The following is a 24,507-nucleotide window of genomic DNA, read 5'->3' as shown; positions in this document are numbered from 1 at the left end:
CGTTGACCTTCCCCCTACGGGAACCCGTATCGCTGTGTCAGATGACAGTTCGACGGGGATATAATCAGGATGAGGCCAGCGTATTTTTATGGTGCGGCAGCACTTGCCGGAATTGCCGTGGTGGTTTGGATTGGGTTGGGGGCGTCCCCCGATCCCGACGCGTCTGGAACCAAACAGACAGGCAGTGCAGTCCAATCTGCGACCATACCGACCGAGATGGTGCAGGTAGCATTGCCCGAACTGGGGGGTGACTACACGATTGGCGCCCGCGCGTTCACGGCGAAATGTGCGGCCTGTCATGGACCGTCAGCGGGGGGATTGGATGGGGCTGGTCCGCCGCTGATCCATAAGATCTATGAACCCTCGCATCACGGGGACGCTGCGTTCTTCCGCGCAGCCGAGATCGGCGTACGTGCGCATCATTGGACCTTTGGCAACATGCCGCCGGTAAACGGGATCACCCGCGCCGAGATGGCTGAGATCGTGAAATACCTTCGTGCGGTTCAGCGAGCCAACGGGATTTCCTGAACGCAAAAGGGCCCCAGAAATCTGGGGCCCTTTTGCAAAACGTGACGCGAAGTTTAGCGTGTCAGGTCCAGCACGCGTGCTTCATAGCCCTTCAGAACCATGCGCGCCGTGTCTCCGTACTGGCGCGGTTCGCTGCGCAATTCCGGGAACAGGGTGAACAGCTCGTCCCGTGCGGCATCATGTACCGCGCTCAGGCCTTGGTGGCCGGGGTGGAAGCTTTCGGTTGCTGCTCCGTTGGCGAAGATCACCTGATGCGCATCAAACATGATATGGAAATAGGTAACCTGCTCCATCTCGGTCTGTTTGGCGCTTCCGCTATGCAGCAGATGTACGGCAGGGATCATGACCTCGGGCTGGGCGAACAAAAGGTTCGCTTGCGGTCCTTCATACACCATACGGTGCTGAGGTGACACGATCAGATCGCTGTGATTGCCAAATGTTCCCGCCTGAATGCGGACCGGGGCAAGACGGCCTGCTCCAATCGTGGTTTTTCGGCCAGTCCAGCGAATGGGCTGCAGACCGTGGTCGCGTGTGACGACCATATCGCCGACCCGCAAATCTTGTACGGGACGCTCGCCACGATCGGTCAGGATCAGACTGTTCGTCGTAAAGCAGATCACATCGCGATAGTCGAAATCGCCGCCAGAGCCCGCGTCCCCATCGGTATCGTCCAAGGTGATATTGCCTGAACCGTCAACATCATCGTCGTTGACATCCCAACCATCCACGTCATCGACAACGTCTTTGATGCCGTCGCCATCTGCATCACCAGATGCGTCAATGGCGGCTTGGTCGACACCATGCCCGGCCTCATCCGTGTCGGAAATACCATCACCGTCACTGTCCGTGTCGCGGTAGTCTTCCGTGTCGTCCCCATCCGTGTCTTCCGGGGTCAGGCCGTTAGAGCCTGCCAATCCAGTCGTGGGGGTCGCGTCATAAGCGTCGTCAATTCCGTCGCCATCTGTATCGATGCCCGTCGGAGCGACATAACCTGTGCTGGTCTGCGCCTCGACGTTATCCGTGATACCGTCATTATCACTGTCCAGATCCAGATAGTCGTCTACGCCATCATTGTCCGTGTCTTCCGGGGACAGTCCGTTCGATCCCACAGCACCTGTTGTTGGCGTCGCGTCATAGGCGTCGTCCAGACCGTCGCCATCGCTGTCCACGCCCGTCGGGGCGACATCGCCGGTCGAGGTTTGTGCCTCGACATTGTCCAAAATGCCGTCATTGTCGCTGTCCAGATCCAGATAGTCGGCAACTCCATCACCGTCTGTATCTAGCGGATCAAGATCGAACGTGAACGACGTCTCGCTTCCGAAGTCTTCATATCCCGTGCTGCTGATGGGATTGCCACCATTGTCGAGCACCGTTGTGCCGCCAATAGACAACGAGAAACCAGCATCCGAGTTTGAGTCGCCGCTTGTCCAGCCCAAACCATCGCCAAAGGTATCAACCACTTTGAACGTGTAGTTGGAGCCCGGCGGAACTGAAACATCCCACGTTTCAACGCCCGAAGATGTGACGTCGCCTGATGCGACGACATTTCCATTCTCGTCCAAAATCTCCCACGAGTTTTCGGAGCCCGAGTAGAAATCACCGTCGAACGTGACGGTCAACGTTGTGTCGCCGGCGCCTTCATCTTCGTTCAGGATGCCATCGCCATCCACGTCAATGTCGATCGCGTCGGGGACGTTGTCACCGTCAAGGTCCGGTGCAATATCGAACGTCAAATCCGAAATGCCGGAGCCGCCGGTGATAGAGGCGTCGTCGCCTGGTTCGAATGTCAGGTTGATCTCAGAGACAAAGCCACCAGTGTAATTGAAGGAGACATCATTGACGGCACTGCCTTCGGCTTCGATGGTGACCGAGCCATCTGGATTGACCGTTACCGTGTCTTGATCAAGTCCACTGATGGACGCGACAATATCGTCACTGTCGATGAGGTCGCCATTTTCATCATAGGCACGAATGGTCCAGGAATCGTCGTTAGCCGAGCCACTTGAATTCACGTGTTGGAAATCAAATGACACGTTCTCGATAGGGCTGGAAAACTCGTAATTCGCCGTATTCTGCGACGAGATGAATTTTCCACCAAAGTCTGCGATCGTACTGCCACCATTCGTGACAGGAGCCCAGTCGCCAGTGAAAGATGCCGTTACGGTCGTGTCATTCGCACCGTCAGAGATGACCGTGCTTCCGTTCTCAGCCTCACCACTGGTACCCGTCAGCCAAATGGCATTGTCTAATGTCGCCATGATATTTTCCCCAAAATTATCTTACTCGCTACATACCACTGCGCCGGCTCCACCAACCGGGCACTTCCCACTCGTACATTTCCCTTTCGGCCGATCGGAAATCTCTTCTACTGCGTTCCCCAAGTCACGCTATCGGCCTTTAGTTCACCCAACGTAAAACTAATCGATAAAGACAATTTAAATACGTCAAATTCAAGGCAAATATGCATGGTTTTCAGTACCTTTTGGGGGAAAGTCTTGGCGGAATCCCCTCATTGTTGACCACTGATAAACCAAGGGTGGTGATACCGTCAAAAGTTTACGATTTTTGCGAGATATTTTGGGGCTGCCGATCGTTCATAAAACGACTCAGCCGCGCCAAACCTTCGCGTATATCCTCGGTCGAACGGGCATAGGAAAACCGCAGCGTCTGGTGTCCACGCACAGGGTCAAAATCCATGCCTGGGGTCACGGCCACACCGGCCTGATCAAGGATCTTTTTGGCAAAGGCGCGACTGTCATTCGTATAAGCGCTGATATCAGCGTAGATATAGAAGGCGCCATCTGGCGGAGCAATTTTATCAAACCCGGCTTTTGGAAGCTCGTCCAGCATCAGCCTTCGGTTGGTACGATAAGTGGCAAGATTGGCGTCAAGCTCGTCACGGGCATCCAATGCGGCTAGTGCGGCGATCTGGCTGGCATGGGGCGGGCAGATGAACATGTTCTGGGCGAGGCGTTCGATGATGCGAATGTGATCCTCGGGCACGACCATCCAGCCAACGCGCCAGCCGGTCATCGAGAAATACTTGGAAAAGCTGTTGATCACATAGATGTCATCGGACACTTCCAGCGCTGAAACGGCGCGTCCTTCGTACTGCAAGCCGTGATAGATCTCGTCCGCGATGAAGCTGGTGTCTTTGGCACGGCAGGTCTCGATCAGGGCTTGAAGGGCGGCGTGGTCCAGCATGGTGCCCGACGGGTTCGCGGGTGAAGCAGTGATCAATCCAGCCAATCCGTCGGGAATGTCTGACGGCACCGGTTGCAGGCGGTTCTCGGGCTTGGTTTGCAGCCCGACCGGCGTCAAATTCAGCGCCTTCAGGATCTGGCGATAGGACGGGTATCCCGGCTCGCCCAGCCCCACTTTGTCACCTGCGTTGAACAAGGCCGTGAAGGCCAGAATGAACGCCCCCGAACTGCCGGGCGTCACCACGACGCGTTCAGGGTTGAGATCTAAATTATACCAATCTTTATAAAGCTTTGCGATGCCTTCTCGAAGTTCGGGAAGGCCCAGGGCAACAGTGTATCCCAGCGCATCATCGCCCATCGCGCGTGTCAGGGCTGAACGTGCGCGTTCGGGGGCGGGGCTGGACGGCTGACCGACCTCCATATGAATGATGTGGCGGCCCGATGCTTCGGCGGCGCGGGCGGCTTCCATGACATCCATAACGATGAACGGATCCACCTTACCCCGGTCAGATGCTTTCATACTGTTTCCCCCAACTTCTGTGCGGTAATTGGCGCTGAGTGCCTCTGCAACCTGATCCAGAGGCAGGCTAGTACCCCAAGGACTTCGCCCATTGCCTGCCTTTCGCGGCACTGGAAGTCAATGCGCCAGAATGCACCGATTAGCGCGATGCAGCGATATGCGATGGTTGGCAGCGCGACCTGTTTAGCGTACATCCTGTTTAACGAAATCTTTTACCGCCTTCTGGGCGACCAAACGGGAAACATCATCCAGATGACATTTGCTTTGCCTCGCGCCCTGCGCCTTGCCACTTTGACAGCAGTTCTAGGCTTGGCGACAGCTCTGCCTGCATCCGCGCTGGATTTGGAGGCGCTGACCGAAGACGAGCGCAACGCTTTTCGTGACGAGGTGCGCGCCTATCTGTTGGAGAATCCTGAGGTGCTGATGGAAGCAATCGGCGTTTTGGAGCAGCGGCAGGCACAGGCACAGGTTCAAGAGGACAAAGATCTTGTCGCGGTAAATGCCAATGCGCTGTTTAGCGACGGCTATTCGCATGTAGCTGGTAATCCGGATGGGGACTATACCATCGTCGAGTTTGTGGACTACCAATGTGGCTATTGTCGCAAAGCCTATGATGTACTGCAGGATCTCTTGGCAGAGGACGGTAATATCCGTTTGATTTTAAAAGAGTTTCCAATCCTAAGCGAAGCCAGCTTGATGTCGGCGCAATTCGCCTTATCGGCCCAACAGCAATTCGGGGAAGCGGCCTATGGCAAGCTGCATGACGAACTGATCTCGGTGCGCGGCACCCTGACCGAGCAGCGGTTGATCGAGATCGCAAACGAATTGGAGCTGGACGGCGCAGCAATCGCTGCGGGGATGAATGCACCCGAAGTTGAACGTATTCTGGCCGAAAACCGTGCTTTGGGTCAGCGGCTGCAGATCTCTGGCACACCTGCCTTTGTCATGAATGACACAATGGCGCGTGGGTTTATGGAGCTGGATCAGATGCAGCATCTTGTCGCGCAAGGCCGAGCCGCTCAGTGAGCTGAGCCCAGTAATGTCAGAGCCAACAAGAAGTCAGGACATATGGCCGTAGGAATGCTCGGGGGCTGGGGAAAAAGATGGGTCACGGGCTGCGTCTTTGCGCTTCTGCCGATCACGGCGGTGGCCAGCGAACTTGCGCCTGTACGATCGGTCTCGCCCAAGCCACGTCCCGAGGTGGCGGCGTCGCGCGCTTCAGTAGTTTCTCGCCCCTCTGAAGCGCCAAGCAGGTCGACAGTAGTTGCAGTTCCACAATCGTCGGCACAGTTGAGCGGGTTAGCATATCTAGCCGGAGACGGAGTCGAGATATTGGATCGGTGGCGCGGCGCCGCGATTGAGATTCCGATGACGCGGGCTGTGCCGTGGCGTTTCTTCACATTGGACAACCCCAAACGATTGGTCGTCGATTTTTCTGAGTTGGATTGGCAAGGCATCGATGTTCCGTCTCTCCTTACCAAAGTTGAGTGGTTCACAGATATTCGTGCCGGCCTTTTTCGCCCCGGATGGACGCGGATTGTCTTTGAAATGAAGGGCCCCATGCAGGTGATGTCGGCCGGGCTGAAAACGCAAGATCGCGCAGTATCGGTAAGTCAGCGTGTCGAATCCGCTCGGTTGCGGATCGAGCTGACCGCGACGTCTGAGGCGGAATTCGCAGCGGCAGCAGGAGCGCCAAAAGATGCGTTGTTCGACCTGCCTGCGCGACCGATGCCATCACCAAAGGGGCGTGAACAAGAAAATGGGAACGTAACCGTGGTATTGGATCCGGGGCATGGCGGGATTGATCCAGGTGCGGAACGAGGCGGTGTGGTCGAGGCGCATCTGATGATGAGTTTCGCGCGCGAACTGAAGGAGGAGCTGTTGCGGGCAGGGGGCTTCGATGTGGTTCTCACCCGTGATGAGGATAAGTTTGTTCCTCTGGAGGAACGTGTCACCATCGCGCGTCGTGCGGGTGCAGATGTGTTCCTGTCTCTGCATGCGGATGCCTTGGCGCAGGGGCGAGCGACCGGAGCCAGTGTTTATACCTTGTCAGACGAGGCGTCGGACGAGGCGTCGCGCAAGCTGGCAGAGCGACATGACAGGGGTGATATTCTGGCCGGGGTTGACTTGTCCCAACAAGACGACGCCGTCGCATTGGTCCTGATGGATCTGGCGCGGGCAGACACGGCACCGCGGACGGATGCTTTGGCAGATAGTATCGTTGAGGGCATCCACAGCGCGACCGGCTCTACCTATAAGACACCGCGTTTGCAAGCTGGGTTTTCAGTTTTGAAGGCCGCAGATATTCCGTCAGTTCTAATTGAACTGGGCTTTCTGTCGTCCGAACGTGATCGTAAACGCCTGACGTCGCGTGCGTGGCGGGCAGATGCTGCGAGAGGGATCCGCGAGGCGTTACAGTATTGGGTGATGGAGGATGCAGGACGGGTTGAGCTTTTGCGTCAATAGCGGACCTTAATAAATTGATGCTAAATGGAAAATTGGCCGTCCGCTTGGGCAGCCAATTCCGACTTTTCGCTTTGATCAGAGGCCCTTGGCGCGATAGCTGGCAGATACGCGGTCGATTGCCACGATATAGGCCGCCATCCGCAAGTCATCCACATCCTCGCGGGAATGCCAGACTTCGCGCATGGCCTGATACGCTGTGCGCATCGTGTCATCCAGACCCGAGCGCACCAGCTCCAGCTCATCAGCGCCGCGCAGGTATTTATCCTTGAATGCTGGTGTCATCGACCAGGCATCCCCCAGATACCGATCCAGACGCTCCAGCTCGTCGACAACCAATTGGTGACGTGCCTCTTCCTGACGACGCTGCATGCGGCCAAAACGGATGTGGCTTAGGTTTTTGACCCATTCGAAATACGACACGGTCACACCGCCTGCGTTTGCATAGAGATCGGGAATGATCACCGTGCCCATGTCGCGCAAGACCTTGTCCGCACCCGAGGTGATTGGGCCATTCGCGGCTTCGATAATCAGCGGAGCTTTGATGCGATCGGCATTGCTTAGGTTGATCACACCTTCAAGCGCGGCCGGGATTAGGATATCGCAGTCCACTTCCAGTAGTTCTGTACCGTCTTCAACATACTGCGCATCGGCAAAACCCTTGACGCCACCATGGCCTGCGATCCATTGGTGCACTGCCTCGACATCAAGGCCTTTTTCGTCAAACAGCGCTCCGTCACGCTCGATGATGCCAATGATCTTAGAGCCATCTTCTTCCGACAGAAACTTGGCAGCGTGATAGCCTACATTGCCCAGACCCTGCACGACAACGCGTTTGTCTTTCAGCTTGCCATCCAGTTTGGCGATCTTGATGTCTTCTGGGTGGCGGAAGAACTCGCGCAGGGCATATTGCACGCCGCGCCCGGTGGCTTCCACACGCCCGGCGATCCCGCCCGCATGGGGCGGCTTGCCGGTCACACAGGCTCGTGCGTTGATGTCGGTTGTATTCATGCGAGCATATTGGTCGGCGATCCAGGCCATCTCGCGTTCGCCGGTGCCCATATCGGGGGCAGGGACGTTTTGCGATGGATTGATCAGGTCCCGCTTGGCCAATTCATACGCGAAACGGCGGGTGATCAGTTCCAGTTCGTGCTCTTCATATTCGCGCGGGTTGATACACAGTCCGCCTTTCGAGCCGCCAAACGGGGTCTCGACCAGCGCGCATTTGAACGTCATGAGCGCGGCCAGCGCCTCGACCTCGTCCTGATCGACGGCAACCGCATAGCGGATGCCGCCCTTCACAGGCTCCATATGCTCTGAATGGACAGAGCGATAGCCGGTAAACGTCTTGATCTCGCCTCGCAATCGGACGCCGAACCTGACCGTATAGGTCGCGTTACAGACGCGGATCTTCTCTTCCAAACCAGAAGGCAGGTTCATCAGGGACGCGGCCCGATTGAACATCAGTTCAACGGATTCTCGAAAACTCGGCTCATTCGTAAGGGACATTTTGTACCTCTGTACATATTTTGCATTTGCTTTGCTGCGATGCCGCAGAATCGTTTCTACGTGCGACATTACGGCACAGAGGTTATGAAGAATTGATCAAAGTAACACCCCATAACAAATTTGCTCATGCGCATTTATATCATGTCGCATTGTTTCCCAGGTTGACTCAATGGGGCTTCAATGTTGTTTTGACCTTCGAAAAGTAAACAAAAACAACGCCACACCTGACCAAAGGTCGTTTTTTGGTTTCATTGTTGTCGAGTGCGCCTTAATTTTGACACAGGAAATCTGTTGTCTGTCGCCGTGCTTAATAATGGGTTACTGAGTCCTGTAGGACGCAATGGCGTAAACCGGAATGGAAGTTCGATGGCTCGTATTTTGGAGCGTAAAAATATGCGTAAATCTACTACTGGCAGTAAACTGAAGCAAGCAATGCGCGGGCCTTTGTCTCGTGGGCGGCGGTTCGTCGCTCAGGAAGACGGGGCGATGTATATTCTGACCATTTTCTTCCTTGTTACGATGTTGGTCTTTTCGGGACTGGCGATCGACTTTATGAAGTACGAACTGCATCGAACACGCCTGCAGGCCACATTGGACCGCGCGATCTTGGTCGCTGCACACCCTGATCAAGAGAATGATCGCGTAGACGTCGTGATGGACTATTTCAAGCGTGCAGGGCTGGGTGATACGATCAAGCGCGAAGATGTTATTGTCGACAAGGATTCTAACCTTAACGCCGTTGAGGCGAGTGCCAGGCTTCGGGTTAATACGCCATTCCTGAGCTGGTCTGGGGTGAACTACCTTGAGGCACCGGCCGCCGGACGCGCCGAGAAAGGCGTATCGCTTACTGAGATTTCACTTGTGCTTGACGTATCCGGGTCAATGGGCGGTAGCAAGTTGACTGCGTTGAAGGGCGCCGCAATTAAGTTTAGCAATCTCCTTCTGTGTGACCCAAGTGATGCAGACAAATACACGGATTGTACGGTCCCAGCACCCACCAGTTCTGGCAGCGGAGGCGCACCCATTTCAATTTCCTTGGTGCCCTATGCCGCTTATGTGAATGCGGGTGACGAAGTTCTGCAAGCGTTCAATCCAATTGGTGCGCATAATCGGAATAGCTGCGTGACATTCTCGAAGCAGTCTTTTCGTAAAGTGGGAGTTGCTCCCACCCCTCCTCCAGAAGGACTGTTGCTTATGACAGCCGTCCAAAAACGCGATCTCTTGATGCATCAGTCTACAGCGGCAATGGCGAGAAGTTCCAGGGGTAACTACCAAAGCCGAAACTCCGGTGCCTATAGAGAACAGGTCTACGAACCGGACCTTACACCGTGTCATACCGGATCTGAGACGTGGCGCCAGATTGCGCCGCTTCAGCATAGCGCCGAGCAGGTCAGGGGATTGGTCAACGCATTGCAAGCGAGTGGTAACACGTCGATTGAGGTCGGCTTGAAGTGGGGAACAACGCTGTTGCACAAAGCTGCTCAGCCGGTAGTTGAAAAGCTTTCGGAGACGAAGCCTCTGCTTGACGGTGATGGTAATCCTGTGCTGGACGCAGATGGCAACCCCCTTGAGACAAGCGGGCTAATCCACAAAGTGTACAAAGATCGCCCGTTTGATCCTGCCATCAAATCGTCGCGCAAAATTGTTGTGCTTATGACTGACGGCCAAAATACCGAGGCGCTTCAAATGAAGCCCGTTACGCGGTCTGGCGAATCTCCAATTTGGACTACAAACTCGGGAACTAAGCGTTGGCAAGACGGGCGTTGGCGAAACGCCCGTGATGGTTCAGTGTTGTCGGTATACTATCCGGTTCGAAATCAGTATCGCTGGCACTATGTTCTGCGTACTAACCGCTATGGAACTGACGTGACGGACCGCATTCAAGCATGGAGCGATCATCCCTTTGGAACGCTCCCAACCGATTGCTTGCAACGGGATCGTGTTCGTAAAATATGCGCGGGTTTCAAGGATCCAGCATCAAAACCGAGAAAGCTTACCTACGAGCAGTTCTGGTCTGAAGAAAACTATGACGTCAAGTTCCTAGAGAAACAGTTCCCGTGGCTTCTGACCTCTGATGGCAGCAACCGACCTATCAATCGAGATGAAGAAGCAACTTATGTCGTGAGAAGGGATGATAAGAATGAGCGGCTTATCCAGCAATGCAATGCTGCGAAGAGGAATGGGATGATCATCATCTCAATCGATATGACCAGCTCTGGGAATTATTACATGCGCCGATGTGCCTCAAGAGCGTCACTTGATGGTAGCGCAACGCGGGTACTGCAGTACTACAAGGTGTCAACGACAAACATTGCTGCCACTTTTTCGAAACTCGCCAATGACATCAACAAGCTTCGCCTGACGGAATAGGACAGTGATGAGACGTTATCGACATTTGGCGCGCAGGCGTCTCAGATTGTGTGTTGATGCATTCAGTATGAAACGTGAATGGTCTGAACTGCGGGACTTTCGCAGATCTACGCGTGGATCTTCGACGATTGAGTTTGTAATCTGGTTCCCGCTCTATCTGACGTTATTCCTGATGTCATTCGAGCTAACATACTTTGGTTTTCGAACGGTTCTTCTGGATCGAGCTATCGATTTGCAGGTGCGTGGATTGCGGCTAGGGACCGTTCGGCCCAGCGAGGTCGATGATCTTAAGAAAACAATATGTGAGAAGGGGTTAATTTTCGACGATTGTGAGAAATCTCTTACAATTGAGATGCGTCGAATTGATCAGGTGGCGTGGAGTATGCCCACTGTTTCTCGGGTTTGCGTGGATCGAAATGACGATTTCAAACCCCCAGAGGATGTCGAGTACGGGCCAGGTGGAGCCGGTGATCTGTTGCTGCTTCGGGCTTGCCTTGTGGCAGATCCGTTCTTCCAAACGACCCCGTGGATCTTGGGCTTGCCGCTTGATCCTTCTGGTGGCGTTGCCATTTCAGCAACAACCACCTTTGTGAATGAACCGTAAAGGATGCGCATGTTGTCCAATATTGGATCCTCCCGACCCACGCTGAAGCACCGCTTTTGCAGGTTTTGTGAGAACGAGTCAGGGACTGTCACAGTCGAGAGCGTGATAATTTTGCCGTTGCTCTTCTTTGCACTGATGGCGTTTTTCGCGTTTTTCGACGCATTTCGCAAGCAGTCCCTCGCTTTGCGGGCGAATTACGCGATTTCTGACTATCTATCCCGGGTCTATAAGTATGATCGCAAAACGTTCAATGGCGTTGATAAGCTATTTCGCTACATGTCAAATACCGGCAACGAAAGCTGGATCCGCGTGAGCGTGGTGCATTGTGCTGTTGAGAAGGATAAGTGCAACAATGCCGACGATCCCGACAATGTAGAGAAACGTGAGTTAACCTTTTTGCGTGCAAACTCTGCGGCTAGTCTGGGTGCGGAAGCGAACGGCGGCAAGGTGTTTGCAGACACTGCAGAGATGTTGAAACAGCTTGGAGGACGTATCCCAAACATGTATGAGGGCGAATATCTCTTTGTTGTGGAAACACATGCTAGGTTTAAGCCGATCTTTCCAACAGAATGGACTGGTCTACATGAAACCTTTTTTCACAACACGGTTGTGACCAGCACTCGCGAATATGAATTTCTATGCTTCGAGAAGCCTGGAAAGGTATGCAAAGACCCGGATGCATAAGGTGTCGCAATGGAAAGCATAGTTTTGGTCTGATTCAAACAGAGCCTAAATGTTGATGTTCCTTCACGCTCCGGTCCTCCAAAGGCCGGAGCGTTTTTGTATCCTGTGCACAGCTGCAGACAGTACTGTTCGTTTTCGCGGAGTTGGCTGGGTGGGGTGTTTACCCCATATCCATACAAAGCGCGTCATTCGTAAGGAGATACCAATGTCCATTCGACCAGTTCTTTCGGCCGATCCATCAAATCCTACGATCGAGGGGGCCGGGGTCCATTTACACCGGGCATTCGGGTTTCAGGACCCAACGGCGTATGATCCATTTCTTCTATTCGATGATTTCCGCAACGATGATCCGCGCCTGTCCGAAAAAGGGTTTCCGTGGCATCCACATCGCGGGATTGAAACTATCACTTATGTACTGGCCGGCGAGGTCGAGCATGAAGACAGTCTTGGCAACAAGGGGACGCTTGGGGCAGGTGATATTCAGTGGATGACAGCCGGGTCTGGCATCATGCACCAGGAAATGCCCATTGCAAACACGCGCGGGCAGATGCATGGGTTTCAGCTGTGGGCCAACTTGCCACGTGATTTGAAGATGACGGCACCTAACTATCAGGATGTCCCCTCGGTTGAGATCCCTGTCATCGAAGAAGACGACGGCACCAAGGTCCGTGTGATCGTGGGGGATTTCTGGGGCCGCAAGGGGCCGGTGGATGGGATCGCTGCAGATCCGCTCTATTTGGATGTAACTATCCCGGCGGGCGTCACCAAGACATTGCCGGTCGACACGCGCCGACAGGCATTTGCCTATGTGTTTGAAGGGGCAGGGGCGTTTACCGACGCCGCCGCACCCCAAGGCGTACTGCTTGAAAAAGAAGTGATGGGGAACGAAGTCAACATCCGCGATCTGTCAGGCAATCGTATGGTCATACGGTTTGGCGCCGGGGATGATGTGCGCGTGCAGGCGGGGCCAGAAGGCATTCGTTTCCTGCTTGTTGCCGGAGCTCCTATCGGTGAACCCGTTGCTTGGCACGGTCCAATCGTCATGAACACCAAGGACGAGCTGCGCCAAGCGATGCGTGATCTGCGTAACGGGACGTTCATTCAGCCTGCACACTAACAAATGTCGCAAAGGGAATTCGTTTTGTCGGTCATTGCATAAATCTGTCGAATTGTTACAAGGGCAGGGACTCTGCCCTTTTTGATAGGACCCATGGCCCGATTGTTCCGCTTCCTTGATTTGCCTCCATTTTGGTTGATCGCGATGGCCGTTGCTGCATTTGGAGTGGACCGTCTTATTCCGGGGCTTGGCTTTGGTTTGAACTGGACCCAAGGGGCTGGCACTGGTTTGATCTGTATCGGGCTTGGGGTGATGGCGCTGGCAGTATGGGAGTTTCTGCGCGCCCGCACCACGATCATCCCGCGCAAACGTCCGTCGGCTTTTCTAAGATCAGGTATCTATCAGCTAACGCGCAACCCTATTTATTTAGCAGATGCCATGGTGTTGGGCGGGCTGGTCTTGCGTTGGGACGTGCTTCCAGCGTTGGTTCTGGTGCCTGTGTTCATGGGAATCATAACGACACGCTTCATCCTTGGGGAAGAGGAGGGGCTGATCACCTTGTTCGGAGAGGAATATGAAAATTGGGCCGCGACGGTACGTCGCTGGCTTTAATTTGCTGCAAAGCGGCATTGCGTCGCGACTTTTGGTGACGTATTGAAATAATATTGTTGCTGTGATCGTTGAAACGACAACATCTTGCGCGTCCGATGCGTGCCTGATGCGCCATGAAACCGCCGGGGCCGGGGGATGACCCCTCGTTCGGCACACGACGGGAGAAGGAAGAGACTGTGAAGATCGGTGTACCCAAGGAAGTGTTCGAGGGCGAAAATCGCGTTGCGATGACGCCTGAAAGCGCCAAGATGCTGCAAAAGCTGGGCTATGACTGCGTGATCGAGACCAAAGCGGGCGCAAATGCCGGCTTCTCGGATGCGGTATATAAAGAAGCAGGTGTCGAGGTCGTAAAGACTGCTGCAGCACTTTGGAAAGCTGCTGACATCATCGCGAAAGTGCGTCAGCCCAATGATACAGAGCTGAAACGCCTGACCGCTGACAAGACGCTGATCAGCTTCTTCAATCCGGGCGGCAATGAGGACGGGCTTGAGAAGGCCAAGAAGTCCGGTGCCAGCGTGATTGCGATGGAAATGGTGCCGCGTATTTCGCGTGCGCAGAAGATGGACGCTCTGTCGTCCATGGCGAACATCGCAGGTTACCGTGCTGTGATCGAAGCCGGGAACAACTTTGGCCGTTTCTTCACAGGTCAGGTGACCGCTGCTGGTAAGGTTCCGCCCGCCAAGGTTCTGGTTGTCGGTGCAGGCGTTGCCGGTCTGGCCGCCATTGGCACCTCGACCTCGCTGGGTGCGATCACCTATGCATTCGACGTGCGCCCCGAAGTGGCCGAACAGGTTGAATCGATGGGCGCCGAGTTCGTCTATCTGGATTTTGAGGAAGAACAGCAGGACGGCGCCGCCACTGGTGGTTACGCTGCTGTGTCTTCGCCAGAGTTCCGCGAAGCTCAGCTGGCCAAGTTCCGCGAGCTGGCCCCCGAAGTTGATATCGTCATCACCACCGCGCTGATCCCGAACCGCGAAGCTCCGAAGCTTTGGCTGAAGGATATGATCGACGCGATGAAGCCGGGCTCGGTCATCGTTGACCTTGCGGCTGAAAAGGGCGGCAACGCTGAAGGCACCGTGATGGACGAGAAGGTCGTGACCGATAATGGCGTGACCATCATCGGTTATACCGACTTCCCATCGCGCATGGCTTCGCAATCGTCGTCGCTTTATGCCAACAACATCCGTCACATGATGACTGACCTGACGCCCGAGAAGGACGGCAAGGTCAATCACGACATGGAAGATGACGTGATCCGTGGCGCGACCGTGACCCACGAAGGCGAAATCACCTTCCCGCCACCCCCGCCGAAAGTGCAGGCCATTGCGGCCCAGCCGAAGGCCGAGGTCAAGGCACTGACGCCTGAGGAAATCAAGGCGCAAGAAGCTGCTGCGTTCAAAGCGCAGACCAAACAGCAGGTGACCCTGCTGGCTGCCGGTGGCGCGTTGCTGCTTCTCTTGGGTCTATATGCGCCCGCCAGTTTTATGCAGCACTTCATCGTGTTCGTTCTGGCCGTGTTTGTGGGCTTCCAGGTGATCTGGAACGTGTCGCACTCGCTGCACACGCCTCTGATGGCTGTGACCAACGCCATTTCGTCGATCATCATTCTGGGCGCGCTGATGCAGATTGGCTCGGGCTCGTTCTTGGTGATCCTGCTGGCGGCGGCCTCGGTCTTCATGGCTGGGATCAACATTTTCGGCGGCTTCCTCGTGACACGGCGCATGCTCGCCATGTTCCAGAAATCTTAAGGGGGTAGGGATCATGGAATTTGGTTTCACCACAGCTGCATATGTTGTTGCAGCAGTTCTGTTCATCCTTTCCCTTGGCGGTTTGTCGGGGCAGGAAAGCGCGAAACGCGCAGTATGGTACGGCATTGTCGGCATGGCGCTGGCCGTTGTTGCAACCCTGATCGGCCCCGGTGCCGGTCTGTGGTGGCTGTCGATCCCGCTGATCGCAGCGGGCGGCTATATCGGGTATCAACTGGCCTCCAAGGTCGAGATGACCCAGATGCCGGAACTGGTTGCCGGGATGCACGCACTGGTCGGTCTGGCCGCTGTGTTTGTTGGCTTTAATGCCCACTTTGAAATTGGCAACGCGGCCGAGGCTTTGGCCATCGGCAAAGACGCCGTCAAAGAGCTGGGCGCCTTTGGTCAGCTGATTGCCAAGAAATCGGCAGTCGAGATCAACATCCTGTTGGTCGAACTGTCGCTGGGCGTTTGGATCGGTGCCGTGACTTTCACTGGTTCGGTTATCGCCTATGGCAAACTGTCGGGCAAAGTAACCTCGTCGGCGGAGAAGCTGCCGGGTGGTCACATGCTGAATGCGGGCGCTGCGGCGATTTCGGTCCTGTGTCTGATCTGGTATCTGAACACGGCAGCTTTCCTGCCGCTGATCATCCTGACCATTGCGGCGCTGTTCATTGGGTATCACCTGATCATGGGCATCGGCGGTGCGGACATGCCGGTGGTTGTGTCGATGCTGAACAGCTATTCGGGTTGGGCGGCTGCGGCCATCGGCTTCTCGCTGGGCAACGATCTTCTGATCGTAGTGGGCGCGCTGGTTGGCTCGTCGGGTGCGATCCTGTCTTACATCATGTGTAAGGCGATGAACCGGTCCTTCGTGTCGGTTATTCTGGGTGGCTTTGGCGGCGGCTCGGACGGCCCGGCCATGGAAATCGAAGGCGAACAGATCGCCATCGACGCCGAAGGTGTGGCCGCTTCTCTGGAAGAGGCCGACAGTGTGGTTATCATCCCCGGCTACGGTATGGCTGTGGCACAAGCCCAACAGAACGTGGCCGAACTGACTCGTCGTCTGCGCGCAAAGGGCAAGAACGTTCGCTTCGCAATCCACCCGGTTGCAGGCCGACTGCCCGGTCACATGAACGTGCTTCTGGCGGAAGCCAAAGTGCCTTATGATATCGTGCTGGAAATGGACGAGATTAACGACGATTTCCCGGAAACGGATGTTGCCATCGTCATCGGCTCAAACGACATCGTGAACCCGGCTGCGCAAGACGACCCCAACAGCCCCATCGCCGGCATGCCGGTTCTGGAATGCTGGAAGGCCAAGCAGGTCTTCGTGTCGAAACGTGGTCAGGGTGCCGGATACTCGGGCATCGAGAACCCGCTGTTCTTCAAAGAGAACACGCGCATGTTCTATGGCGACGCCAAACAGTCGCTGGATACGCTTCTAACGCTGATCCAGTAAGTCAGGCTGAAAATAATGTGAAGCGCCCCCAGTTTCGGGGGCGTTTTGCGTTTCGGGTTAGCTGCGCAGAGGGGCAGATTCCAGTTTGCTCCATGTGTGATTGATGGCGGAAATGCGAATGTGCCCGGCCTGCAATAATCGGTTGAATGTACGTTGATGATCGCGAGTAAACGCCTACAGCACTTCAAATGTCCCCAAGGTCTCAGTTCCTATGTGCGTTGCATGCTAAGCAGTGGCGCGCGCTCTTACGGGGAGCGGCAGTCCAACTCGTCCTATCTTATCTGTGTTCGATACCTTGTGGCCGGGAAATAAAAAGGACCCAAGCTGCTTAGCTTCCAATGAACAACCGCCTTGAGACCAGAAACTGGAAACAAAAAACTCCGACAATGGTGTGCGGCGGCTGATGCCGTCTATGATGAATAGCAGGATACGAGCTGTCGGCGCGAGAAACCCCAGTTGCCAAGTGGTTAGTCATCGCTAAACTGGGCGAGAGGCAAAAAAGAACGGTTCCATGATTACACCAGTATTGCTCTGCGGCGGTTCCGGCACCCGCTTGTGGCCCTTATCGCGCAAAAGCTATCCCAAGCAGTTCTCATCCCTGTTGGGCGACGAAAGCCTGTTCCAGGACAGCGCGCGTCGTTTGTCGGGCGAAGGTTATGCAAAGCCGTTGGTCGTAACGACCAATGATTTCCGATTTATTGTGACAGAACAGCTGGCTGGCGCCGGGATCGAGGCGGATGCGGTTTTGATCGAACCTGCGGGCCGTGACACGGCACCTGCAATTTTGGCAGCGGCACTGCATTTGGCGCAAAGTGATCCTGACGGGCTGATGCTGGTGGCCCCATCTGACCACGTGATCCCGGACGCGGACGCTTTCTCGGCCTGCGTGCATGCAGCCATTCCTGCGGCGCAGGAGGGGCAGTTGGTCACTTTTGGGATCAGTCCTGACCGTCCCGAAACAGGGTACGGCTATCTTGAACTGGATGCGGCCCCGACCAGTGACCTAAGCGCCTTGCCTTTGAAGGCGTTTGTCGAAAAACCTGATGCCGAGACGGCCGCACAGATGCTGGCAGAAGGGCGTTATCTTTGGAATGCCGGGATTTTTCTATTCTCTGTTCCGACCATTCTGGAGGCGTTCAAGGCGCATGCGCCCGATCTGATCACAGCCGTCGACGCGTCGATTAACGCGGCTACGACAGATCTGGGTTTCATCCGTCTGGACCCCGAGGCATGGGCGAGCGCTGATGCGATCTCGATCGATTTTGCAGTGATGGAGAAGGCCGACAACCTGTCCGTTGTACCCTTCGCGGGCCGCTGGTCCGATCTGGGCGATTGGGCGGCGGTGTGGCGGGAAACCCAATCTGAAGGGGTGTCCTTGTCAGGCCCCGCCACGTCGATCGATTGCGAGAACACTCTGCTGCGCTCTGAAGTCGAAAGTCAGCAGATTGTCGGGATTGGACTTGAGGATATTGTGGCCGTGGCCATGCCCGACGCGGTTCTGATCAGCCATAAGGGACGGACGCAAGAGGTGAAGCAGGCGGTCATCGCGCTGAAAGAAAAGCAGGCACCGCAGGCCGAGGCTTTCCCGAAAGATCACCGCCCTTGGGGCTGGTTCGAAAGCCTTGTGATCGGGGATCGCTTTCAGGTGAAGCGGATTGTGGTGCGTCCGGGGGCTGCGTTGTCGTTGCAATCGCATCACCATCGGTCAGAACACTGGATCGTGGTCGAAGGCACTGCGCGCGTGACGGTTGATGATGACGTGAAACTGGTGTCTGAAAACGAGTCCGTTTACATCCCGCTTGGTGCCATGCACCGGCTTGAAAACCCTGGGAAACTTCCGATGGTATTGATCGAGGTGCAGACTGGGTCCTATCTGGGCGAAGACGATATCATCCGGTTCGAGGACGCTTACGCCCGCGACTAGCCGCATTGTACTTAGGGGAATGGGGGCCGCCGATCGCGCGGCCCTTTACCGTTTAGCTATCCAGAAGCTCTTTCAGCGTCGCAAGTCCAAGTGACAGCATCTCTTGTGCCACGTCAGGGCTGGACGCCTCGGTATACAGGCGCAACTCGGGCGCGTTGCCCGACGGGCGCAGATGTACAATCCGACCGTCCTTAAGTGTCATACGCAGCCCATCTGTTTGATCGGTGCTGCCCAGCGCCCCCCCGAATTTCGCAAGAAATGCGGCTTGTGCAGATCGCCCCGTGGACAAGGACGCAATCAGCGTTCTGGACCGCTCTGTTGGTACCTCTTGCAGTCGGTCCGACGCCGTGAAATGTGCAGGTTGCTGGGCAACAAGGGCTGACAGTGCCCCGGCCGTACGCGCTTGAATCAACGGAACCAGCAGCGGCAATACAGCGTCCCGGGTCATCAACGGTGGCAGGCCGTTTGCATGGAACCCCAGCAGAAAGCCGCCATTCGCCTCATATCCGACCACTTGCTCTGCCGCTGTTTCCATTCCTGCGATGACATAGGGCGAGCCGATGCGGGTCCGAATGACATGATCAAAGACAGTCTCTGCGCCTGAATTTGAGGATACGGGCGTGACGGCGACTGCTGCGCCAAGTGCCGCGCCGGTGATCTGCCCCAACACGTCGCCGACAATGACCCACCCAGTTTCATCGGTCAGCAAGGGGCGGTCGCCGTCACCATCGGTCGAGATGATCGCGTACAATTCATGCTCTCTTGCCCATAGCCGCAGTTGCCTACGCAGCTCGGGCGAGACGGCCTCGGTGTCAACGGGAATGAAATGGGCACTGCGGCCCAGCTCGATCACTTCGCCACCCAATGCCACGACGAGGTCCATAAGCAGATCACGTCCTACGGCTGAGTGGCTATAAACACCAATTCGCAGCCCTTCCAGCGCTGACGTACCAAATGCGGTGACATAGCGATCGGCATACTCTTGCCCAGCAGTAGTGTTTCGGAACGCAGCTGTGCTGGGGGCAGGGCTGTCGGCTTGCGACAGGGTCGCTAAAATTGCCGTCTCGTGCGCTTTGGTGATCTCGCCTTCAGGGGTGTAGAATTTCAATCCGTTACGATCCGCAGGGATGTGGCTTCCGGTGATCATCACAGCAGAGGCTCCGGCGGACATTGCGGCGAGCGCCAGCGCCGGTGTTGGGATGTCGCCGCAATCGGTAACTTGCAACCCAGCCGCATGCGCAGCTTGTGCAACCATGCCCGCAATGTCCGCTGAAGACGGGCGCAGGTCGCGTCCGACAAACAGCCCGGATCCAGTGGGGCAGGCGCGGATAAAGGCTGCGACGTGGCTGCCGACAAGCTGAGGTGTCAGATCCGTGACAAGGCCGCGCAGGCCGCTGGTTCCGAACTTTGGGGGCATCGAGGGGCTTTCGGTGAGTGGTGGAGAAGGTTCCGCAGTACGAAATTATTTGAATGCCCAAGATATGCAACGCGTGTTTTTGGTCAACAGGTAAGAGCTTGACGTCGGATGCCCCATTGATCTGGCAGGCGATCGGGAAGCTAAACTATGTCGCTAAAACATTGTATTCATGTTTTGTTGGCACCTTTGACGGATGGCAGAGCGTATCGATAAGATGCTCCCATGCTGCGGCAAAGATCTGTTCCGGCGTGGTCGCAGATGCATGCGATGCATCGAGTTTAGGAGCAGTATGCGTAAGATTTTCGATGGCGTGCGCCCAGACGACGGGGTCCTCAGACGCAAGCATAATTGCACCGCATTCGGCGTGATCCGCAAGCCCATCTACTTTGTGGGCCAGAACAACGCGACGGGCGGCAAGCGCTTCGGCTGCGACCAAGCCAAAGGCCTCGCGGCGCGAGGGCATTAGAACCGCATCGACACTTCCATAGATCTCGCAGGGATCGCTGTGATGTCCTTCGAACGAAATCCGTGCATCCCCAAGTGCGAGCTGTGTGAGATTGTTCTTCTCGGGACCGTTTCCATAGATGCGCAGGCGCAGTTTCGGGTTTGGGGTCTGCCTGAAAGCCGTTATCGCGGTGTCGAACCCCTTTTGACGATCTAGACGCCCGATCAGGGCAAGGATGCGGGCAGGGCCCGAACGTGCGGGAAGGGCGCGCAGATCTTTGTATGATGTTGTCGATTGAATGACGTCTAGCAACCGAGGGCGCACCAGCCGTGCGTCGGTCAGCCAACGTCCCTGCGCGAAACTCACCGCGATGATCCTGTCGTAAAGTGCATATACCGTGCGTAGGAGTGTTTTGAACCGCCCTTCGTGGCGGACATTATTGTCCAAGAAGCTTTGGGTATAGCTGTGCTCGACATGAACCAGAGGCGTTGTAGGATTGGTTGCACGCAAGGTTATATGGGTCGGTAGCATCCGCCATGAAACTGACAGATGAGAAACAATCACGTCGGCCTTAAGCCGCCCAAGCCGCGCTGTGCCGCGCGAGATAAATTTGGTGATATGGCTATCGCCTGAGGCAGCAATGATCGGGCAGGTGGTCAGGTGCTCTAGCACGCGGGTGACACCGCCAGCGGTTTGATCGTCACAGAGGTGAAGGATGGTTCTGCGGGTCATTAGGCGGCTCCTTGGCGGTTGGTTGATGCAATAAGGGTGAATAGGCGCTGCATCGCGGTTGCGCCGCACAGGGACATCAGCTGCAAAGCGCCCCATGTCGCCGCGGATTTCAGCGGTTCTTCGAGGAAGGGACGGGCAGAGCTGCGCATCCAGTCATTGGCGTGTTTGTGTGCGCGGGTGACATCCAGAGATTTCAGCGCCCGGCGGCACAAATAACGATGCTGATATGCACGCGCAGCAGGCAGATGCTCGGCGAAGAAATCGGGGTCCAATGGCTGCAGTTTCTCGACCATCTGTTCCCAGGCTTGAAGTTGATTCTCAATTGAGGCCGACAAACCATTTGCATTAATCCGGTATTGTGTCAGGTGGCCTTTGATCCCCTGAAACTCCCAGTTTGTGGTCAGGGCAATGCGCAGCCAGCATTCGATGTCTTCGGATTGGCGGAAAGTCTCGTCAAAGTACCAGTCTCGATCATGGGCGCGATTGGGGCGATAAGCGATGTCGCGAAAGACGTCGCGGCGGACAATGACAGCTGATCCATTGCCAATCGGATTTCGCTTGAAGACATGTGCCGTGTCGACGCGGGTCAGTTTGGGTGATTGGGTCTGGCCAAGTGGCGCGCCCAAGTCGTCGATCAGCAATGATCCGGAATAACTAAGCCCTATCGACGGGTTCGCACGCAGATGTGCAATATGTTGTGCCAGTTTTTCGGGTTGCCAGATATCATCAGCATCGCAAAATCCAATGAATTCGCCTGCCGCAGCGTGAATGCCACTGTTGCGTGCGCCAGCAAGCCCGCGGTTGCGTTGGTGCACAACGCGGATCTTTTCGTCAGCGCCATAGCGGTTCGAGATTTCGATCGTCTCATCGGTCGATCCGTCGTTGATGATGATGATCTCGAAACTGTCGTGGGTCTGAGCTAGAAGGGCCTCGATGGTTTCAGGCAGGGTTCTGGCCGCGTTATAGGCGGGAACAATGATTGACGCGAAGGTCATGAAAAAGTCCTTTCTAGGCAAAAAGAGAGCGAATAAGAGGGCGGGGCATCACCAAAACGCCAAGCGCTGCGATCAAGGTCAGCGCACCACGGCGTGGCGAGGAAAAGAAGCCTAAGGGGCTGCTTTTTATGCCAGCAAGGGTGAAACGCAGTGGCAGCCGCCGGTTGTCGCACATGCGCAACGCGCGGCGGGCCAGGTAGCGGTGATAGATCGCGTGGTTTTGCGGGCTTGGGCAGACGCCGAACTGCGCCGCGGTGGCGAAGACGCGCTGTCGTGAGGTGGCCATGGCCTCGAGATCTGATGACAATCCGCCAGGACTGCTGCGGTAATAGGTGTGAAGCTCTTGCAGGCCAACGATCTGCAGCCCTTGACCAACAGCACGGACCAGCCAGTCTAGATCCTCGTTATGTACCATGTCGATTGCGAAACCGCCTGATCTTATAAAACTGTCGCGTCGGATGCTAAGGTTTGAGCAGGTACAAACCGGGTTTTCACCAAGCAGTATCTCGATTGTCAGATTGCCATTTGGAACGGTTGAAAAGACAGATGCATCGCGTGGTGTGTTTTTGAAGAACGCAATTTGCCCGAATGCACCGTGAATTTTCGGATCGGTGAAGGCCTGAGCAAGTGACGCCAACTTGCCGGTGCTCCAAACATCATCGGCGTCGCAAAAGGCAAAGATTTCGCCATGCGCGATGTTCATCGCCCCATAGTTTCGGGCGGTGCTTGGATTTTTGAGTTTGTTGCGAACAGACGTGATGCGACTGTCTCGTTGCGCGAATGAGCGAGCGATCTGGCCGCTTTTGTCCGTCGAGCCGTCGTCGACGATGATTGCCTCCCAATCCGTGTAGGATTGAGCGCGAATGCTGTCCAGCGTGGTGCCAAGTGTGGCTTCCGCGTTGAAGCAGGGGATTATGATCGAGAATTTGGTCATCGCTTATGCTTTCTGTTTGGTCCGCCCATAGGCCAGCTGAAGCGCCGGGGCAGATGCGGTGAGCAAGATTGCGGTGGTGACGATGGCGTATCCCGCTGCGACCGGTGTCAGTCCAAAGGGTGCCAGCAGGGTTGCGTTCGCCAGCAGGGCCGCCGTAAGGGCAAGAGTTACCCAAAGCTCCACTTCGGGCCGGTTTTGTGCCCGCAGCCAGCCTGCGGTGGCGGTCCAAAGCGTCGTTGGGATGGCCACAAGGCACAGGATCGATACAACCGGGCTGATCGCGTCCCATCCGTCACCAAACAGCACTGGCACATAGAACGGGGCCAGCATAGCTTGAAGTGTGACGATGGGGGCGACGACCGTGAGTGGTAGCAAGATACTCTGACGTAGCGCCTCGGCTTTGTCTTGAGCGTTGCAAAGGTGTGGGAAAACCACCGTCGCCAGCGCAACCGAAACCGAGTTCGCCAAGCTGAGCCCCGCATTGAAGGCCATGAAATAAAGGCCCAGTATCTCGGGGCCCATCAGAGCGCCAATGATCACTTTGTCCGCCTGCATGCGCAGAGCTTTGGTGACTTCTGTGCCCAAGACAGCACGCCCATAGTGTATAAAAGGGCCAACCGGTACATGGCCCGCTGCAGAGTCTGAAGACCAAGGGTGCAGGCGGCGTTGTGCTATCAACCAGAACGGGGCCGACAATACGCGCGGCAAGATCAATGCCAGTGGGCTGGCCCAGATCACAGCAAGCGCAGCGGCTGCCAGATTGGTCCCCACGATCTGCGTACCTGATATAGCGGCGGTTTGCCGAAGTTTGCCCGCCCGCATTGCCAAGGCGACTTGAACCAGACCCCCAGGCATGAACAGATATTCGACGGCCAGAAACAGGATCAGCGCGGATAAGGTCGTGCTGCCCCCTGTTAAGAAAACAACACCCGCGATGCTGGTTTGAAGAGTGAATAACCCAATGCACCAGAACCAGAAAATCTTGTGTGCGGTGTTACAGGTCGCTTGCAACATGTCCTTGCGGGCAGCGATGATCCTTTGACCAACACCGTTCTCGGTCAGAGATTTTACGATGTCACCGGCCGCCATGGCTGCTGCGGCCATGCCAATTTCGGCCAGCTCAAGCGATCGGGCAACCGCCACAACCACGAACAAGCGCGAGGCTTTGGCGGCAATCTCTGACGCACCATAGGCCATCAGGCCTTTGGTAAGCGTGCTGAGTTGTGAGGTCGTGGTCATTTTGAACATCCGTTTTGCCGATGTTCTCAGTCTAGTTTGTAACTGGCCGCGTGACTTGGCCGCC

At 55.8% G+C, this 24,507-nt stretch carries 19 protein-coding genes and 1 pseudogene; 12 read left to right on the top strand and 8 right to left on the bottom strand.

The genetic code is table 11. The features are described 5' to 3' along the window. Positions 1-69: 69 nt before the first annotated feature. The gene (locus tag FIL88_RS07590) at positions 70-528 is read left to right on the top strand and encodes a c-type cytochrome (protein WP_142853150.1); all 459 of its coding nucleotides are present in this window, start codon (positions 70-72) and stop codon (positions 526-528) included. Positions 529-581: 53 nt separating this feature from the next. Here the strand turns inward: FIL88_RS07590 and FIL88_RS07585 are convergent, their stop codons facing one another. Both FIL88_RS07585 and FIL88_RS07580 read right to left on the bottom strand, forming a co-directional pair. After that, the gene (locus FIL88_RS07585) at positions 582-2,786 is read right to left on the bottom strand and encodes a Hint domain-containing protein (protein ID WP_142853149.1); all 2,205 of its coding nucleotides are present in this window, start codon (positions 2,784-2,786) and stop codon (positions 582-584) included. Positions 2,787-3,084: 298 nt separating this feature from the next. Then, positions 3,085-4,251 (bottom strand): pyridoxal phosphate-dependent aminotransferase, encoded by a 1,167-nt coding sequence (locus tag FIL88_RS07580; protein ID WP_142853148.1) that lies wholly within the window; start codon positions 4,249-4,251, stop codon positions 3,085-3,087. Positions 4,252-4,371: 120 nt separating this feature from the next. Between FIL88_RS07580 and FIL88_RS07575 the strand changes: the two genes are divergently transcribed. Both FIL88_RS07575 and FIL88_RS07570 read left to right on the top strand, forming a co-directional pair. Further along, a complete protein-coding gene (locus tag FIL88_RS07575; protein ID WP_246066643.1) occupies positions 4,372-5,277 on the top strand; it encodes a DsbA family protein in 906 nt (301 codons plus the stop codon). A gap of 306 nt (positions 5,278-5,583) precedes the next feature. Next, positions 5,584-6,717, top strand: coding sequence for an N-acetylmuramoyl-L-alanine amidase (locus FIL88_RS07570; protein ID WP_246066642.1), 1,134 nt, complete (start codon positions 5,584-5,586; stop codon positions 6,715-6,717). A gap of 75 nt (positions 6,718-6,792) precedes the next feature. On the opposite strand, the gene FIL88_RS07565 is transcribed toward FIL88_RS07570, so the two are convergent. Continuing rightward, positions 6,793-8,223, bottom strand: a complete 1,431-nt coding sequence (locus FIL88_RS07565; protein ID WP_142853147.1) for a Glu/Leu/Phe/Val family dehydrogenase — start codon at positions 8,221-8,223, stop codon at positions 6,793-6,795. Between the two features lie 366 nt (positions 8,224-8,589). Between FIL88_RS07565 and FIL88_RS07560 the strand changes: the two genes are divergently transcribed. The 9 genes and pseudogenes from FIL88_RS07560 to FIL88_RS07525 all read left to right on the top strand — a co-directional run bounded on the left by FIL88_RS07560 (position 8,590) and on the right by FIL88_RS07525 (position 18,681). Continuing rightward, on the top strand, positions 8,590-10,593 hold the full coding sequence (locus FIL88_RS07560) for a Tad domain-containing protein (protein ID WP_142853146.1): 2,004 nt from the start codon (positions 8,590-8,592) through the stop codon (positions 10,591-10,593). Positions 10,594-10,600: 7 nt separating this feature from the next. Continuing rightward, positions 10,601-10,798: pseudogene (locus FIL88_RS17110) on the top strand (TadE/TadG family type IV pilus assembly protein); the annotation flags it as partial. 177 nt (positions 10,799-10,975) lie between these two features. After that, positions 10,976-11,197 carry a hypothetical protein gene (locus FIL88_RS16915; protein WP_246066641.1) on the top strand — a complete coding sequence of 74 codons (222 nt, stop codon included), beginning with the start codon at positions 10,976-10,978 and terminating at the stop codon, positions 11,195-11,197. A 9-nt stretch (positions 11,198-11,206) separates the two neighbouring features. After that, positions 11,207-11,881, top strand: coding sequence for a hypothetical protein (locus FIL88_RS07550; protein ID WP_142853144.1), 675 nt, complete (start codon positions 11,207-11,209; stop codon positions 11,879-11,881). Positions 11,882-12,086: 205 nt separating this feature from the next. After that, the gene (locus tag FIL88_RS07545) at positions 12,087-12,998 is read left to right on the top strand and encodes a pirin family protein (RefSeq protein ID WP_142853143.1); all 912 of its coding nucleotides are present in this window, start codon (positions 12,087-12,089) and stop codon (positions 12,996-12,998) included. 93 nt (positions 12,999-13,091) lie between these two features. Next, a complete protein-coding gene (locus FIL88_RS07540) occupies positions 13,092-13,550 on the top strand; it encodes a methyltransferase family protein (RefSeq protein ID WP_246066640.1) in 459 nt (152 codons plus the stop codon). A 176-nt stretch (positions 13,551-13,726) separates the two neighbouring features. After that, positions 13,727-15,298 (top strand): Re/Si-specific NAD(P)(+) transhydrogenase subunit alpha, encoded by a 1,572-nt coding sequence (locus FIL88_RS07535; RefSeq protein WP_142853142.1) that lies wholly within the window; start codon positions 13,727-13,729, stop codon positions 15,296-15,298. 13 nt (positions 15,299-15,311) lie between these two features. Then, on the top strand, positions 15,312-16,757 hold the full coding sequence (locus FIL88_RS07530) for an NAD(P)(+) transhydrogenase (Re/Si-specific) subunit beta (RefSeq protein WP_142853141.1): 1,446 nt from the start codon (positions 15,312-15,314) through the stop codon (positions 16,755-16,757). 511 nt (positions 16,758-17,268) lie between these two features. Then, positions 17,269-18,681 (top strand): mannose-1-phosphate guanylyltransferase/mannose-6-phosphate isomerase, encoded by a 1,413-nt coding sequence (locus FIL88_RS07525; RefSeq protein ID WP_142853140.1) that lies wholly within the window; start codon positions 17,269-17,271, stop codon positions 18,679-18,681. Positions 18,682-18,733: 52 nt separating this feature from the next. On the opposite strand, the gene FIL88_RS07520 is transcribed toward FIL88_RS07525, so the two are convergent. The 5 genes from FIL88_RS07520 to FIL88_RS07500 form a co-directional block, all read right to left on the bottom strand. Beyond that, a complete protein-coding gene (locus tag FIL88_RS07520; RefSeq protein ID WP_142853139.1) occupies positions 18,734-20,098 on the bottom strand; it encodes a phosphomannomutase in 1,365 nt (454 codons plus the stop codon). Positions 20,099-20,243: 145 nt separating this feature from the next. After that, positions 20,244-21,275 (bottom strand): glycosyltransferase, encoded by a 1,032-nt coding sequence (locus FIL88_RS07515; RefSeq protein ID WP_185960875.1) that lies wholly within the window; start codon positions 21,273-21,275, stop codon positions 20,244-20,246. Continuing rightward, positions 21,275-22,270, bottom strand: coding sequence for a glycosyltransferase family 2 protein (locus tag FIL88_RS07510; protein WP_142853137.1), 996 nt, complete (start codon positions 22,268-22,270; stop codon positions 21,275-21,277). The genes FIL88_RS07515 and FIL88_RS07510 overlap by 1 nt, the downstream gene beginning before the upstream one ends. 13 nt (positions 22,271-22,283) lie before the next feature. After that, a complete protein-coding gene (locus tag FIL88_RS07505) occupies positions 22,284-23,204 on the bottom strand; it encodes a glycosyltransferase family 2 protein (RefSeq protein ID WP_142853136.1) in 921 nt (306 codons plus the stop codon). Between the two features lie 3 nt (positions 23,205-23,207). Further along, positions 23,208-24,443 carry an oligosaccharide flippase family protein gene (locus FIL88_RS07500; RefSeq protein ID WP_142853135.1) on the bottom strand — a complete coding sequence of 412 codons (1,236 nt, stop codon included), beginning with the start codon at positions 24,441-24,443 and terminating at the stop codon, positions 23,208-23,210. Between the last annotated feature and the right edge of the window lie 64 nt (positions 24,444-24,507).

The organism is Aliiroseovarius halocynthiae (assembly GCF_007004645.1).
In the GTDB taxonomy this organism is placed as follows: Bacteria; Pseudomonadota; Alphaproteobacteria; order Rhodobacterales; family Rhodobacteraceae; genus Aliiroseovarius; species Aliiroseovarius halocynthiae.
This window is presented reverse-complemented; position numbering and strand designations above follow the sequence as displayed.

Bases quoted from the DNA above. Each gene is read 5' to 3' on its own strand.
- FIL88_RS07585 (WP_142853149.1), bottom strand. From the start codon at position 2,786: ATGGCGACATTAGACAATGCCATTTGGCTGACGGGTACCAGTGGTGAG.
- FIL88_RS07530 (WP_142853141.1), top strand. From the start codon at position 15,312: ATGGAATTTGGTTTCACCACAGCTGCATATGTTGTTGCAGCAGTTCTG.
- FIL88_RS07510 (WP_142853137.1), bottom strand. From the start codon at position 22,270: ATGACCTTCGCGTCAATCATTGTTCCCGCCTATAACGCGGCCAGAACC.
- FIL88_RS07560 (WP_142853146.1), top strand. From the start codon at position 8,590: ATGGCTCGTATTTTGGAGCGTAAAAATATGCGTAAATCTACTACTGGC.
- FIL88_RS07590 (WP_142853150.1), top strand. From the start codon at position 70: ATGAGGCCAGCGTATTTTTATGGTGCGGCAGCACTTGCCGGAATTGCC.
- FIL88_RS07545 (WP_142853143.1), top strand. From the start codon at position 12,087: ATGTCCATTCGACCAGTTCTTTCGGCCGATCCATCAAATCCTACGATC.
- FIL88_RS07550 (WP_142853144.1), top strand. From the start codon at position 11,207: ATGTTGTCCAATATTGGATCCTCCCGACCCACGCTGAAGCACCGCTTT.
- FIL88_RS07540 (WP_246066640.1), top strand. From the start codon at position 13,092: ATGGCCCGATTGTTCCGCTTCCTTGATTTGCCTCCATTTTGGTTGATC.
- FIL88_RS07505 (WP_142853136.1), bottom strand. From the start codon at position 23,204: ATGACCAAATTCTCGATCATAATCCCCTGCTTCAACGCGGAAGCCACA.
- FIL88_RS16915 (WP_246066641.1), top strand. From the start codon at position 10,976: ATGCCCACTGTTTCTCGGGTTTGCGTGGATCGAAATGACGATTTCAAA.
- FIL88_RS07500 (WP_142853135.1), bottom strand. From the start codon at position 24,443: ATGACCACGACCTCACAACTCAGCACGCTTACCAAAGGCCTGATGGCC.
- FIL88_RS07580 (WP_142853148.1), bottom strand. From the start codon at position 4,251: ATGAAAGCATCTGACCGGGGTAAGGTGGATCCGTTCATCGTTATGGAT.
- FIL88_RS07520 (WP_142853139.1), bottom strand. From the start codon at position 20,098: ATGCCCCCAAAGTTCGGAACCAGCGGCCTGCGCGGCCTTGTCACGGAT.
- FIL88_RS07565 (WP_142853147.1), bottom strand. From the start codon at position 8,223: ATGTCCCTTACGAATGAGCCGAGTTTTCGAGAATCCGTTGAACTGATG.
- FIL88_RS07515 (WP_185960875.1), bottom strand. From the start codon at position 21,275: ATGACCCGCAGAACCATCCTTCACCTCTGTGACGATCAAACCGCTGGC.
- FIL88_RS07525 (WP_142853140.1), top strand. From the start codon at position 17,269: ATGATTACACCAGTATTGCTCTGCGGCGGTTCCGGCACCCGCTTGTGG.
- FIL88_RS07575 (WP_246066643.1), top strand. From the start codon at position 4,372: ATGCGCCAGAATGCACCGATTAGCGCGATGCAGCGATATGCGATGGTT.